The following is a 14,722-nucleotide window of genomic DNA, read 5'->3' as shown; positions in this document are numbered from 1 at the left end:
AAAAGCTCGAAATTAGTTATATTATAACTACATACAAAACTTATAATGGCCAAAAAAGGACAAGAAAAAAACACAAAAAATAAAGCAAAGCATAGTCGACTTGTTGCACAAAAAAAGAATAAAAAAAAACAAGAAGCATTATTACGAAAAGAACGCTTAAAAGCTATTGTAAAAAAAGCAAAAAATCAAAAGTCTAAGGATGAGTAATTATTAATCCTTCATCATAAATATGAGTTTGGTAAATGTTCTTTTCAACACTAAATACGTTCCATTCTCCAGTTCTTAACCCTTTATTGTCTAAAAAACCTTTGCTCAAAATATGGCCATGGGAATCATAATTAATGACTTGAAATTTATCGCTACCATTAACCATATATCCAGATTTTATTAGTCTTCCAGATTCATTATACTCTTTTTTCTCAATCATAAAACCCGCAATAAATTTTGCCTCCATCTTAGGGTTTCCACTTATATAATACGATATGTAGTCACCTACTTTTTTTCCATTTTTGATATTACCTTTTTCTGAAATATTTCCGTTATTATGATAGTTAGTGAAAGATTTTTGAGCATGACAATTTATAGTCAGTGTGAAGAAAATAAAAAAACATAAAAATGATTTCATACTAAAACTTATAGAGTGTTTTTTACAATAGAATCAACTACCTCAGGGTTTAATAACGTACTGATATCACCTAATTGGTCAGCTTCATCACAAGCAATCTTTCTTAAAATACGACGCATAATTTTACCCGAACGTGTTTTAGGCAAACCTTTAGTGAATTGAATTTTATCTAACTTAGCAATCGGTCCAATTTGCTCTGTAATAATCTGGTTTATTTCTGCTCTAAGATTATCATGGTCGCGTTTCTCTCCTACTTCTTTTAAGATTACATATCCATATAAGGCATTTCCTTTTACATCATGAGGAAAACCGACTATTGCAGATTCAGCTACTGCAGGATGTTCGTTAATAGCATCTTCAATAGGTGCTGTTCCTAGGTTATGACCCGAGACTATAATAACATCGTCCACACGACCAGTGATTCTGTAATAACCAACCTCATCTCTCAATGCGCCATCACCTGTAAAATATTTACCTTCAAAAGCTGTAAAATAAGTTTCTCTATAGCGTTGATGATTTCCGTAAATAGTCCTAGCAATACTTGGCCATGGAAATTTAATGCAAAGACGACCACTTACTTGATTTCCTGAAATCTCTTTACCTTCTTCGTCCATTAAACAAGGCTGGATTCCTATAAAGGGCAATGTTGCATAAGTGGGTTTTGTTGGTGTTACATAAGGAATAGGCGTTAACATAATACCTCCATTTTCAGTTTGAAAATAGGTATCAACAATAGGTGCTTGATTTTTTCCAATATTATCATCATACCAATGCCATGCTTCTTCGTTAATAGGCTCACCAACAGTACCTAATACTTTAAGTGAAGATAGTTCGTGTTTTTGAGTATACTCTAAGCCTTCTTTAGCAAGAGCCCTAATGGCAGTAGGTGCAGTGTAGAACTGATTTACTTTATGCTTTTCTACTATTTCCCAAAAGCGACTGTAATCAGGGTAACTCGGAACGCCTTCAAATAATACTGATGTAGCTCCATTACATAATGGCCCATAAATAATATAACTATGCCCAGTAATCCAACCCACATCAGCTGAACACCAATACACATCATTTTCGGTATAATTAAAAACATTTTTGAATGTATAAGAAGAATATACCATGTAACCAGCTGTTGTATGTAACATACCTTTAGGCATTCCTGTAGAACCTGATGTATATAAAATGAATAAAGGATCTTCAGCATCCATTATTTCAATATTACAATCACCATAAGCTTCATCTAAAAGTGGCTGTAACCAATAGTCACGTCCTTCTTTCATTTCTACATCAGAATTGATACGTTTTGCAACTAAAACAGAATTGACATTGGGGCAGTCATCTAAAGCTTTGTCTACAATGCCTTTTAAATCTATGGTTTTAGCACCACGATAAGAACCATCACTTGTTATAACAGTTTTACAATCACAATCATTAATTCGGGTTGCTAATGCTGATGAAGAAAACCCTGCAAAAACTACAGAATGGACAGCACCTATGCGCGCACATGCTAAAACAGAATAAACTAATTCTGGTATCATTGGTAAATAGATACAAACTCGGTCGCCCTTTTTGACGCCTTTATCTTTTAGGACATTTGCCATTTTACAAACACGCTTGTGCAATTGTTTGTAAGTAATATATTGAGGACCTTCGTTGGGATCATTGGGCTCAAAAAGAATAGCAGTTTTGTCACCTCGAGACAATAAATGACGGTCTAAGCAATTTTCAGTAATATTCAGTTTTGCGCCTTCAAACCATTTGACTACAGGTTTTTTGAAGTCCCAACTGAGCACACTATCCCATTTTTTTCGCCATACAAAATGCTCTTCTGCTATTTCTTCCCAGAAATTTTCGGGATTCTCTACTGATTTTTTATAAACTTGAAAGTATTCTTCGAGATGTTTTATATGATAATTACTCATGTTTTATTTTTTATCAATTCAATATTGCCATTAATGACTTGAAGCTTCGCCTGCTCCACTTGGTATTCTTATATTTTCTACAATATCCTGAACCTCTTTTGGTGGTGATTTGGTGAATTGTAGTATAACTATCGAAACAATAAAATTAAGACACATAGCGATACTACCAAAGCCTTCTGGCGAAATTCCAAACCACCATTCACTTTTATCTGGTACAATTTCATCGAACCAGCCTAGTTTATATTTCATCATATACAATAGCATTGTAGTAATCCCAACTATCATACCTGCTATTGCACCTTCTTTATTCATTTTTTTATAAAAAATCCCCAAAATAATAGCTGGAAAAAAGGATGCAGCTGCAAGTCCAAACGCTAATGCAACGACTGCAGCAACAAATCCAGGAGGATTTATACCAAAATAGCCAGCTACACAAACAGCGCCAACTGCTGATAAACGCGCAGCGACTAATTCGGATTTTTCAGATATTGATGGCTTTATTATTTTCTTAATTAAATCATGTGATACAGAAGCAGAAATTACTAATAGAAGTCCTGCTGCTGTAGATAATGCTGCAGCTAAACCACCAGCTGCTACTAAAGCTATTACCCAATTAGGTAGTTCTGCAATTTCAGGATTTGCTAAAACCATGATATCTCTATCAACAACTAACTCATTTGCATTGGCATCAGCTACATATTGAATGATCCCATCTTTATTTTTGTCTTCATAGGTAATTAAGCCTGTTGTTTCCCACTTCTTAAACCACTCGGGTACATCTGCGTACGATTGATTTGAAACTGTTTCAATCATATTAGTACGCGCAAAAGCAGCAACTGCAGGTGCAGTAGTATATAAGATAACAATAAGTAATAAGGCTATTCCTGCTGATTTTCTTGCATCCTTAACATTTTTTACGGTAAAAAATCTAACGATTACATGAGGTAATCCTGCAGTACCAACCATTAATGCTAAGGTTATAGCAAAAACGTCTAAAGTAGATTTTGAACCTTCGGTATATTCAGAAAAACCAAGCTCTGTACTTAATCCATCTAATTTATCTAAGAGAAATGTGCCAGAACCATCAGCTAATTCGCTACCAAATCCTAATTGCGGAATTGGATTACCCGTCATTTGTATTGAAATGAAAATTGCAGGTACCATAAAGGCAAAAATCAATACACAATACTGAGCAACTTGAGTATAGGTTATGCCTTTCATACCGCCAAGTACTGCGTAAAATAAAACAATGAGCATCCCAATTATTACTCCTATATTAATGTCTACTTCTAAGAAACGTGAAAAAACAATACCAACACCTCGCATTTGCCCTGCAACATATGTAAAAGATACTAGTAGTGCACAAAATACAGCAACAACACGTGCTGTTTTAGAATAATAACGATCACCTATAAAATCTGGTACTGTAAACTTTCCAAACTTTCTTAAGTATGGTGCTAATAATAAGGCTAGCAAAACATATCCGCCTGTCCAACCCATCAAATAAACTGCACCATCATATCCAGCAAATGAAATAATACCTGCCATAGATATAAAAGATGCGGCACTCATCCAATCTGCGGCAGTTGCCATTCCGTTAGCTAATGGAGAAACACCTCCGCCAGCGACATAGAAATCTTTTGTAGATCCTGCTCTTGACCAAATTGCAATACCAATATATAATGCAAATGTAATTCCAACTAGGATGTAGGTCCATGTTTGGACATCTATGGCTTCTGTAAGAATAAGACTATTTATCATAACCATATTTTTTATCTAGTTTATTCATCAAATAAACATATACAAAAATTAAGACTACAAAAACATACATCGAGCCTTGTTGTGCAAACCAAAAACCAAGTTTAAATCCTCCTATTTTAATAGTATTCAATGCATCTTTTAGTATAACACCAGCACCAAAGGATACTAAGAACCAAATAAGTAATAATATAAGAACATATCTAATGTTCTCTTTCCAATAGGATTTGGCCTTTTCTTTATTTGTCATAATTAGAAACTATTTTTCCTTTTTCAACTTTTCAAAATACGTCTTGGAAGCCTCAATTACCTTAGGTGCTAAAATTATTGTAGCTAACATCGTAGGAATTGCCATAAGAGCAAATACGCCATCGATAAGATTAATCATCATATCCAAGGTCGTAGTAGCACCGATTAGAATACTTACAATATAAAAATAGTTGTAATAGTGCTTTTTATCTGCACCAAACAAAAAAGACATACATTTTGTACCGTAGTAGGAATATGAGAACAAAGAGCTCATACTAAAAACCGTAATACATACCAACAAACCATATTTACCATAAACTGGCATGACATCTGCAAATGCTGAAGCTGTTAGACTTACACCGTTATTATCAGTTGTTTCCCAAACACCTGTTACTAAGATAGCTAAAGCCGTAAGTGTACATACAATTAATGTATCTATTGCTGGACCTAACATGGCAACCAAACCTTCTCTTACTGGCTCATCAGTTTTTGCGGCACCATGCGCCATTGGCGCTGTACCAATACCAGCTTCATTAGAAAATGCGCCACGCTTTATACCATGTAATATTAAAGCACCAAGAACACCACCCATAAATGTTTGGTCATCCGGAAAATAATTAGCTTGAAATGCATCAGTAAAAATTAACTTTAAATAATAACCTAAAACATCGCTATGACTCACCAAAATAATAACAACCAAAACAAAGTATAAAAACACCATGCTTGGTACCAGTCTACTTGCTACTGTACCAATACGCTTTATACCACCAAGAATAACCAAACCTGTAATGGCAATTAGCACAATACCAATTATAATATTTGTAGTAGTAGTTACGGTAACTCCGTTAGGTGTCAATAAAATATCATTAACCGCTTGCGTCAACTGATTGACATTAAAGACAGGCAAAGCACCAACCATACCGCATATACTAAAAAATACGGCCAATGGTTTCCAATGTTTACCTAAACCTTCTACAATAAAATACATAGGTCCACCTTGAACTTCGCCAGCACTATCTTTACCACGATATAAAATGGCTAGAGTTGATGTAAAATATTTGGTACTCATACCAATTACAGCACTAACCCACATCCAAAAAACTGCACCTGGGCCACCAACCGCAATAGCTACAGCAACACCAGAGATATTACCCATACCAACAGTGGCAGATAAGGCTGTGGTGAGTGCTTGAAAATGTGAGATTTGCCCTGGGTCATTTGGGTCATCGTACTTACCACGTAACACTTGTATTGCGTGACCTAGATAACGAAATGGCAAAAATCGTGAACGAATAATTAGGTATAAACCACCACCAATTAAAATAATAAGCAATGGCAAACCCCAAGCTAATGACGAAAAATCTGAAAGTAGTTGGCTAAGTGTTTGCATAGGGTTTAAAAATAGTAAATGTTTGCTGGTGTTGAAAGCTTGTTAAGAACTGATTTATTAAACTATTGATTTTCAGTAATAAAAATATAACTTCGCTTATCGTTTGATAAAAAACATTTAATCGATTTTTATCAACGACACAATAAGCGAAATACCAATTCTAATCACCTCATTTTCTATTATCTTTAAAAGAAAATTTTAAACTTAAATTGACGCCAACCAAACGCCTATATTTTATTGATGCTGTTCGTGCATTTGCCATCTTAATGATGTTGCAAGGGCACTTTATTGACAGTTTGTTAGCGGCTGAACATCGCGATATGTCTCATGTGGCTTTTAGAGTTTGGTCTTATTTTAGAGGTATTACAGCACCAACTTTTTTTACAATTTCTGGATTAATATTTACATATCTTTTATTAAAAGCAAAAGAAAAAGGCACAGAAAAGCAGCGCATGCGCAAGGGCCTAAATCGTGGTGTAATGCTTATTGGTATTGGTTATTTGCTACGTATGCCTTTTTTAAGTTGGCTGACTGGTTACTTTGATACCTACTTTTTGGTTGTTGATGTATTACAGATTATCGGTTTATCCTTAATCAGTATTGTTGGTTTGTATTATATATGCTTCAAAAATGCAAGGCTTTTTTCTGTAGTGACATTAATTCTTGGCTTTACCATTTTTGTTTGTGAGCCTTTGTATAGAGGTTTGACTTTAGAAAGTATACCGCTTATACTTGCTAATTATGCATCTAAAGCAAATGGTTCGGTATTTACAATCATACCTTGGTTTGGTTATATGTCATTTGGCGCATGTATTGCTACAGCATTTCACAGACATTTAGAAAAGCCCAACTTTAAACCAGTAACACTTTCTGTGTTTTTTATTTTAGGTTATTTTCTTATCGAGTGGTCATCTCACGCTCTATTTTATCTAAAAAAATGGACAGATATTCAGTTATTTTTAGATTCGGCTAATTATAATTATCTATTTTCTAGACTAGGAAATGTTTTTATCTATTTCGCTATTTTTTATGGATTAGAACGGTATTTAAAACCACCATTATTGTTAAAGATTGGTCAAAAAACACTATCTATTTATGTCATACATTTTATAATCATCTATGGCAGTTTTACGGGGTTCGGATTAAGCCAACTTATAGGCAAAAACCTTTCGCCTTGGCAGGCAGTTTTTGGCGCAGCATTATTCTTAATTGTAGTATGTTTTATTTCGTTCTATTATGTAAGGACTAACGCTTATATTTATGGAAAATTAAGGCAATTGTTTTATAAACTGAAAGGAAAACCAAAAGCTTAACGACTGATAGATTTATGACATATAGAATTATTGCTTTACTCCTTGTTTTTGGTTTACAGAACTCTTTTTCACAAACTGAGTATTTAGATTCGCTTTACACAGTTAATAAAACCACACATACCTATCATAAATTTAACAAAAGAGATAGTTTACAGTTAGACTTTTACAGACCGCAAGGTATCAAAAAAGACCTACCACTACTACTCTACATTCATGGTGGTGGATTTTCTGGTGGTGAGCGTGATGACGCAAATACTCAGCAATTTGCAAATGCTATGGCAGCAAAAGGATATGCTGTAGCGTCGATTTCGTATCGCTTAATCATGAAGAAAAAAGGTTTTGGTTGCGATACAAAAACTAAGGATAAAATTAAAGCATTTGATACTGCCGCAGATGACATCAGTTATGCGATAAAACATATTATCAAAAACAAATCAACCTTTAGTGTAGATGAAGACAAAGTGGTCATATCTGGTACAAGTGCTGGTGCAGAAGCTGTTTTGCATTTGGCGTATGTGTATGAAAACAAAATATTACCAAAGCGATTTAAATTAGCCGGTGTCATTGGCATGGCTGGTGCTATTACAACTTTAGATCAAATAGATGTAGATAAAGCCATACCAACGCAGTTATTTCATGGTACAAACGATAATCTCGTACCTTACCATATAGCAGCGCACCACTATTGTAGTCCAGGTGCAAAAGGGTATATGATTTTACATGGTTCTAGAGCTATCGCCGACCGATTAAAAGGTTTGGGTAAATCGTACTTTCTATTCTCTGTAAATGGTGGTACACATAGTTGGTCTGGTATTCCAATGTATAGATGCATTATGGAAGTGACTGATTTTTTGTATAACGATGTATTGAATAACGCTAAACGCCAAACAGAGCGTACTATTGGCTTTTAATTATAATCTTCGTACCAGTTAAAGGTGTTACTTATAATCCTAGTCTTTTCTTTGTTTACAAACTCTAGATATGCATTGGCGACTGGTGATAGTTTTTTTGACTTCAACCAAATGAGATTCCAGTTGGTCTTTATTGGTAAATTTTTATAGGGTATGATATGAAGCTCTTCATCTTTTAATTCATTTTTAAGTCCAATTAAAGGCATAATAGAAACTCCTAAACCAGCAATTAAGGCTTGTTTTAAAGCCTCGTTAGATTTTAATTCAATCTTCTTTTTATTAGGAACATTTAAGTTTGTGAGAAAATTTTCCATTGCTGCACGTGTTGCCGAACCTTGCTCTCTATAAATAATAGGATATTTTTCAAATATTCTTTTAGTGACTTTATTATTATCTGTTTCTACTGTAGGACCACCAACCAAAAAGAGTTTGTTTTGCATTAACTCAATTTTATTAAGATTTAAGTGATCTGGAAGTACCGAAACCATAGCAAAATCTACTTCGTTGTTTTCTAAACTTTTAATGACTTCTGCTTTATTAGTAACATCCATTACTAAATCTACACCAGAATGTTCGGTCATAAAATCCGTTAAGAAATATGGCATAGCATATTTGGCGGTAGATACAATTGCAATCTTTAACTTACCAGCTAATTGTCCTTGACGAGATAAGGTTTTATAATTTATAGCTTCTACTTCATTAAGTATTCTTTCTGATGCTTCAGCTATTTCCTCTCCGAACTCTGTAACATATAATTGTCTTCCAATAACCTCTGTCAATGGAATTGAAAACTGCTCTTGAAATTTTTTTAACTGCATTGAAACTGCTGGTTGACTTAAAAACAACTCTTCCGATGCTCTTGTTATACTCTTTAGTTCTGCGACTTTCAAGAATATTTGTAGTTGGTGCAAAGTATAATTCATAAGTTTTGCTTATATCTATCATAACAAATATATATAAAAATATATGAATTATTTGTTTCAATTTTGCACCATCAAATAATATCATACCATGGATAGTAACTATATACAAAATGATGTAAAAGCTAATCAAAGTATAGTATCAATTATTAAAGAAAAACGAATTGAAATTTACATAGCTATTCATTCTTTATTAATTATAGCTTCATTAATACTGTTTTTTATAAGTCAAAACATCTTTATGGATAATCTTGCTATCTCAGGATTTATAATCTCATGTCTACTCTTAATTAAAACGAGTGGTCAAACAAAAAAAATTAATAATTAAAACCAAAAATTATGTCTTTAGTTACAGAAAAATCGTTAGTTAAAACAAAACAAGAGGTACAACTTGTTGAAGGTGAGTTTACTTGCTCTGAAGCTTCGTTTGTAATAAACGAACTAATAAACGAGAAAATAAACTTTCATAAACTACAACGTCTAAGACTTTGTGAAGGTGATGAAAACTCTGATACTCGATATGCAAATCAACGTATTGCAGAATTAGAAAACGAAAAACTAATTGCCAAAAGATATATTGACAAAGCCAGAAAAGAAGGTTACGATGTTTTTATCGATGGTGTTTTAGACATACGATTTGTAAAAAAATAACAAAAAGACCAACCAAATTTAATCCCGCTTTTTTAAGCGGGTTTTCTTTGAAGCATAGTTCATATATGCTTAAAAACTTACCAACCCTTTTTATCAATGGATTTAAATTTACTATTTGATAACCTAACTAATCCTGCGCTTTTATTTTTCTTTTTAGGAATTATAGCAGTACAAGTAAAGAGTGATCTAGCTTTACCAGAAAACTCTTCGAAATTTATTTCGTTATACCTTTTATTATCAATCGGTTTTAAAGGTGGTCACGAATTAGCACACAGTGAAGTTAATACAGAAATTGTATTGTCGCTTTTACTAGGTATTTTTCTTGCCATAATAGTTCCGCTGTACACCTATTTTATACTAAGACGAAAATTTAATGTCGTTAATTCTGGTGCAATAGCAGCAACGTATGGCTCAATTAGTGCTGTAACCTTTGTGACAGCAGTAGCGTTTTTAGAAATTGCACAAATACCATTTAGTGGTCATATGGTTGCAATTATGGCACTTATGGAAGCACCATCAATCATTGTAGGCGTACTTCTTATTTCAATTTATGATAAGTCGAATAAAACTGATATTTCTATTTCTAAATTGGTGAAACATTCTTTTACAAACGGAAGTGTACTTTTAATTTTAGGAAGTCTTGTTATAGGAATGCTTACTACTGATGCTCAGGCTGAAGGTATAAAACCATTTACAACAGATATTTTTAAAGGATTCTTAATGGTTTTCTTACTAGATATGGGAATTACGAGTGGAAAAAAATTAGGAGCATTTATAAAAAAGGGTTGGTTTGCATTTCTCTTTGCTATAATAATTCCAATAATAAATGGTGTCTTAGTTGCTATAGTAAGTGGATGGATTACAGATAGTGTTGGAAACCGCTTATTATTTTCTATACTAGCAGCAAGTGCATCTTATATTGCCGTACCTGCAGCTATGCGATTAGCAGCACCAAAAGCAAACCCAAGTTTATACTTACCAATGGCATTAGCTATTACATTCACTTTTAACATAACACTAGGTATGCCTTTATATCTTGGTGTAATAAACTACTTTACATAACAATGAAGTAGAGTTGATTTTGTTTAATTACCAGATGTCTCTAAATAAGTATTAACGTTATTTTCTATACGTTTTTGAATATTAGAGACATCTGCTTTTATAAAAGTTTGTCCAGTAATATTTTCGTAAAGCTCTATGTAACGTTCACTAACCGTTTCAATATATTCATCTGACATGTACGGAACAGTTTGACCTTCTAGACCTTGGAAATTATTAGAAATTAACCATTGGCGTACAAACTCTTTAGACAGTTGCTTTTGAGCTTCGCCTCTACTTTGACGGTCTTCATAACCATCAGCATAAAAATAGCGTGATGAATCTGGCGTATGTATTTCATCAATTAATACAATTTTTCCATCTTTAGTTTTTCCAAATTCATATTTAGTATCAACTAAAATCAATCCTCTTTTTGCAGCTATTTCTGTACCGCGTTGAAATAATTTTCTAGTATAATCTTCTAAAACAACATAATCTTCTTCTGATACAATACCACCTTTCAAAATATCTTCTCGCGAAATATCTTCGTCATGATCACCCATTTCTGCTTTTGTAGCTGGTGTAATAATAGGTTCTGGAAACTTATCATTCTCTTTCATACCATCTGGCATTGCTACGCCACAAAGCATTCGCTTACCTAATTTATATTCACGAGCTGCATGTCCGGACATATAACCACGAATAACCATTTCTACCTTAAATGGTTCGCATAAATGACCTACTGCAACATTTGGATCAGGAGTTCCAAATAACCAATTTGGTACCAAATCCTCAGTTGCAGCCATCATTTGAGTTGCTATCTGGTTTAAGATTTGTCCTTTGTAAGGAATCCCTTTTGGCATAACTACATCAAAAGCCGAAAGCCTATCAGTCGCAACCATTACCAATTGATTATCATCTATGTTATATACTTCTCTTACTTTGCCCTTGTAAACACTTTTCTGATTTGGAAAGTTAAAGTTAGTGTCTATTATTGTATTGCTCATTAATCTCTATTTTCAATTTCTTTATAAGCAGAAATCACTTTCTTAACTAATTTATGACGTATAACATCTTTATCATCTAAATAAATCATACCAATTCCCTCGACATTTTTGAGAACTAAAAGTGCTTCTTTAAGTCCAGAAATAGTACGTCTTGGCAAATCTACTTGTCCTGGGTCACCAGTTAATAAAAACTTTGCATTTTTACCCATTCGGGTTAAAAACATTTTCATTTGCGCGTGTGTTGTATTCTGACCTTCGTCTAAAATTACAAAGGCATTGTCTAGAGTTCGACCACGCATAAAGGCTAATGGTGCAATTTGGATCACTCCTTTTTCGATGTAGCTATCCAGTTTTTCTGCAGGAATCATGTCTCGCAACGCATCATAAAGTGGTTGCATGTATGGATCTAATTTTTCTTTTAAATCACCTGGTAAAAAACCAAGATTTTCACCAGCTTCTACGGCTGGTCTTGTTAATATGATACGTCTTACTTGCTTGCTCTTTAAAGCTTCGACAGCTAGTGCAACACCAGTGTAAGTTTTACCAGTTCCTGCTGGACCAATAGCAAACACCATATCGTTTTTCCGCATACTTTCAACCAACTTACGTTGGTTGGCTGTCTGAGCTTTTATCAATTTACCACCAACACCATGAACTAAAACTTCACCACTTTTGTTAGATGTCGCATAATCATCACTTGTATGACTTGTAAGCACGCGTTCGATAACATTTTCATCGAGTTTATTATACTTCCCAAAATGCTTCATTAGCATAGTCATTTTACGATCAAACTCTTCTAGGAGTTCTTCGTCACCATAGGCTTTTATTTTATTGCCACGTGCAACAATTTTGAGTTTTGGAAAATACTTTTTTAAAAGTGTGATGTTGGCATTTTGAGCGCCAAAAAATTCTTTAGGAGAAATTTCTTCAAGTTCAAGGATAAGTTCGTTCAAAAGCGAATTATTTTTAATGAATATATCAGTTCAATTTTATTAGCTTTGTGCTGTAACAAATCTAATAATTTAATCACTCCATCATTTAAAAAAATATTAACAATCAGCGAATGCCAATAATAACTTTAACTACTGATTTTGGAGAAAAAGACCACTTTGCTGGCGCTGTAAAAGGCTCTATATATAGTGAGCTATCTGATGTTAGAATTGTTGATGTTTCACACTCTATTTCGCCTTTTAATATTATTGAAGCGGCATATACTATACAAAATGCCTATCGAAGTTTTCCGAAAGGAACCATACATATTATAGGTATTGACTCTGAGCTCAGCCCAGAAAACAAGCATATTGCGGTAAAATTAGATGATCATTATTTTATATGTGCAAACAATGGTATCATGAGTATGATTTGTCAAGATATTGCACCAGAGAAGATTGTAGAGATTAATATACATGATAAGATTCAAACTAGCTTTCCTGTTTTGGATGTATTTGTAAAAGTGGCTTGTCATATTGCTCGAGGCGGAACATTGGAAGTCATCGGGAAAGTTATTAACAATATAAAACCAATTAAATATTTAGAGCCTTTTGTTAATGACGAAAAAAACCAAATTATTGGTACCGTAATTCATATCGATAATTATGGAAATGTAATTACCAATATTAAACGCAAATTTTTTGAAGGCGTTCAGAAAACTAGAAGTTACGAAATTGCTGCTAGGAATTACAAGTTTAAAAAAGTACATAGACATTACAGCGATATTATAAATTTTGAAATTCCAGAAGATAAACGTAATGACGAAGGAAAAGCATTAGTCGTATTTAATGCCTCTGATTACCTAGAAATAGCAGTATATAAAAGTAATTGTAGTACTGTTGGTAGCGCATCTACCTTAATGGGTTTAAAAGATATGGATACAGTAACAGTAACCTTTGAAAAGTTATAGAATGTTAGTACGAATTGTAAAACTTAGTATCAGTCCTGAAAATGCCGATTCGTTTTTAGCTAATTTTGAAGCCAATAAAACTAAAATTAGAGCGTTTGAAGGATGTAATTTTTTGGAATTATATCGAGATCAAAATAATAGGGATTTGTTTTTTACCTATAGTTATTGGAATTCGGAAACAGATTTGAATAATTACAGAAACTCCGATTTATTTAAAGGTATTTGGGCAAAAACAAAACTGATGTTTAATGGTAAGCCTGAAGCCTGGAGTGTGGATAAATTGGCAAGTTTAGATTAACTAATTACTGAATACTAAAAATAATGCTAGCTATACTAAAAAAAGAAATAAACACCTTCTTCGCATCACCAATTGGTTATTTGGTGATTGCTGTTTTCTTGGTGCTTAATGGTTTGTTTTTATGGGTTTTTACAGGAGAGTTCAATCTCCTTAACAATGGCTACGCAGATTTGTCGTCCTTTTTTTTATTATCGCCATGGATACTTATTTTTTTAGTGCCTGCGGTAACTATGAGAAGCTTTAGTGACGAAAAAAAACAAGGTACTTTAGAGTTGTTATTGACTAAACCTATATCACATCTTCAAATAGTATTAGGTAAATATTTCGGTGCCCTTTTATTGATTATTATCGCTTTAATCCCAACATTACTATACGTTTACACGATAAACACATTAGGGAATCCACAAGGAAATCTAGATATCGGTAGCACACTTGGATCCTATTTTGGATTATTGTTTTTAGTAGCGTCATACACAGCTATCGGAGTTTTTGCGTCTAGTATAACAGATAATCAAATTGTAGCTTTTATTATTGCCATTTTTATTTGTTTCATTTTCTATTTTGGTTTTGATGGTATTGCAAGTTATAATCTTTTAGGCTCTGGTTTCGATTTGGAAACATTAGGTATGTCCTCGCATTATAAAAGCATGAGTCGTGGTGTGATAGATACAAGAGACTTAATTTACTTTATTAGTGTTTCTGCTTTTTTTATTGCCATGACAAAACTTAATATAAAAAAGAGTTAA

General features: G+C 33.4%; 16 protein-coding genes. 8 read left to right on the top strand and 8 right to left on the bottom strand.

What is annotated here, in order from left to right; genetic code table 11:
* The first annotated feature begins 45 nt into the window (after positions 1-45).
* Positions 46-207, top strand: a complete 162-nt coding sequence (locus BTO05_RS14070; protein WP_198295249.1) for a hypothetical protein — start codon at positions 46-48, stop codon at positions 205-207.
* Here the strand turns inward: BTO05_RS14070 and BTO05_RS01940 are convergent.
* From BTO05_RS01940 to BTO05_RS01920, 5 genes are read right to left on the bottom strand one after another with little or no spacing between them, the layout of a single operon-like run.
* Entirely contained in the window at positions 194-625 is a 432-nt protein-coding gene (locus BTO05_RS01940; RefSeq protein ID WP_087491039.1) for a toxin-antitoxin system YwqK family antitoxin, read from the bottom strand. The two genes, BTO05_RS14070 and BTO05_RS01940, sit on opposite strands and share 14 nt — an antisense overlap.
* An 8-nt stretch (positions 626-633) precedes the next feature.
* Positions 634-2,541 carry an acetate--CoA ligase gene (acs, locus tag BTO05_RS01935; protein ID WP_087491038.1) on the bottom strand — a complete coding sequence of 636 codons (1,908 nt, stop codon included), beginning with the start codon at positions 2,539-2,541 and terminating at the stop codon, positions 634-636.
* A 30-nt stretch (positions 2,542-2,571) separates the two neighbouring features.
* The gene (locus tag BTO05_RS01930; protein ID WP_087493256.1) at positions 2,572-4,272 is read right to left on the bottom strand and encodes a sodium:solute symporter family protein; all 1,701 of its coding nucleotides are present in this window, start codon (positions 4,270-4,272) and stop codon (positions 2,572-2,574) included.
* A gap of 19 nt (positions 4,273-4,291) precedes the next feature.
* Positions 4,292-4,549: a DUF4212 domain-containing protein gene (locus BTO05_RS01925; RefSeq protein ID WP_087491037.1), complete on the bottom strand. Its 258-nt coding sequence runs from the start codon at positions 4,547-4,549 to the stop codon at positions 4,292-4,294.
* A gap of 9 nt (positions 4,550-4,558) precedes the next feature.
* Positions 4,559-5,938, bottom strand: coding sequence for an alanine/glycine:cation symporter family protein (locus BTO05_RS01920; RefSeq protein WP_087491036.1), 1,380 nt, complete (start codon positions 5,936-5,938; stop codon positions 4,559-4,561).
* 209 nt (positions 5,939-6,147) lie between these two features.
* Here BTO05_RS01920 and BTO05_RS01915 point away from each other — a divergent pair, with 209 nt between their 5' ends.
* Together BTO05_RS01915 and BTO05_RS01910 are read left to right on the top strand one after the other, a co-directional pair.
* The gene (locus tag BTO05_RS01915) at positions 6,148-7,251 is read left to right on the top strand and encodes a heparan-alpha-glucosaminide N-acetyltransferase domain-containing protein (RefSeq protein WP_087491035.1); all 1,104 of its coding nucleotides are present in this window, start codon (positions 6,148-6,150) and stop codon (positions 7,249-7,251) included.
* Positions 7,252-7,265: 14 nt separating this feature from the next.
* On the top strand, positions 7,266-8,162 hold the full coding sequence (locus BTO05_RS01910; protein WP_087491034.1) for an alpha/beta hydrolase: 897 nt from the start codon (positions 7,266-7,268) through the stop codon (positions 8,160-8,162).
* On the opposite strand, the gene BTO05_RS01905 is transcribed toward BTO05_RS01910, so the two are convergent.
* Entirely contained in the window at positions 8,159-9,085 is a 927-nt protein-coding gene (locus BTO05_RS01905; protein ID WP_087491033.1) for a LysR family transcriptional regulator, read from the bottom strand. The two genes, BTO05_RS01910 and BTO05_RS01905, sit on opposite strands and share 4 nt — an antisense overlap.
* Before the next feature lie 336 nt (positions 9,086-9,421).
* Between BTO05_RS01905 and BTO05_RS01895 the strand changes: the two genes are divergently transcribed.
* Both BTO05_RS01895 and BTO05_RS01890 read left to right on the top strand, forming a co-directional pair.
* Complete coding sequence (locus BTO05_RS01895) at positions 9,422-9,733, top strand: hypothetical protein (protein WP_087491031.1); 312 nt, start codon at positions 9,422-9,424, stop codon at positions 9,731-9,733.
* 96 nt (positions 9,734-9,829) lie between these two features.
* On the top strand, positions 9,830-10,795 hold the full coding sequence (locus tag BTO05_RS01890; RefSeq protein ID WP_087491030.1) for a sodium-dependent bicarbonate transport family permease: 966 nt from the start codon (positions 9,830-9,832) through the stop codon (positions 10,793-10,795).
* A gap of 23 nt (positions 10,796-10,818) precedes the next feature.
* Here the strand turns inward: BTO05_RS01890 and BTO05_RS01885 are convergent, their stop codons facing one another.
* Positions 10,819-11,778 (bottom strand): phosphoribosylaminoimidazolesuccinocarboxamide synthase, encoded by a 960-nt coding sequence (locus BTO05_RS01885; protein WP_087491029.1) that lies wholly within the window; start codon positions 11,776-11,778, stop codon positions 10,819-10,821.
* Positions 11,778-12,731 carry a PhoH family protein gene (locus tag BTO05_RS01880; protein ID WP_087491028.1) on the bottom strand — a complete coding sequence of 318 codons (954 nt, stop codon included), beginning with the start codon at positions 12,729-12,731 and terminating at the stop codon, positions 11,778-11,780. Before BTO05_RS01880 ends, BTO05_RS01885 begins: the two co-directional genes overlap by 1 nt.
* A 110-nt stretch (positions 12,732-12,841) precedes the next feature.
* Here BTO05_RS01880 and BTO05_RS01875 point away from each other — a divergent pair, with 110 nt between their 5' ends.
* From BTO05_RS01875 to gldF, 3 genes are read left to right on the top strand one after another with little or no spacing between them, the layout of a single operon-like run.
* Positions 12,842-13,678, top strand: a complete 837-nt coding sequence (locus BTO05_RS01875) for an S-adenosyl-l-methionine hydroxide adenosyltransferase family protein (RefSeq protein WP_087491027.1) — start codon at positions 12,842-12,844, stop codon at positions 13,676-13,678.
* 1 nt (position 13,679) lies between these two features.
* On the top strand, positions 13,680-13,976 hold the full coding sequence (locus BTO05_RS01870; protein ID WP_087491026.1) for a putative quinol monooxygenase: 297 nt from the start codon (positions 13,680-13,682) through the stop codon (positions 13,974-13,976).
* Between the two features lie 23 nt (positions 13,977-13,999).
* Complete coding sequence (gene gldF / locus BTO05_RS01865; RefSeq protein ID WP_087491025.1) at positions 14,000-14,722, top strand: gliding motility-associated ABC transporter permease subunit GldF; 723 nt, start codon at positions 14,000-14,002, stop codon at positions 14,720-14,722.

Source organism: Winogradskyella sp. PC-19 (assembly GCF_002163855.1).
Taxonomy (GTDB): Bacteria; Bacteroidota; Bacteroidia; order Flavobacteriales; family Flavobacteriaceae; genus Winogradskyella.
This window is presented reverse-complemented; position numbering and strand designations above follow the sequence as displayed.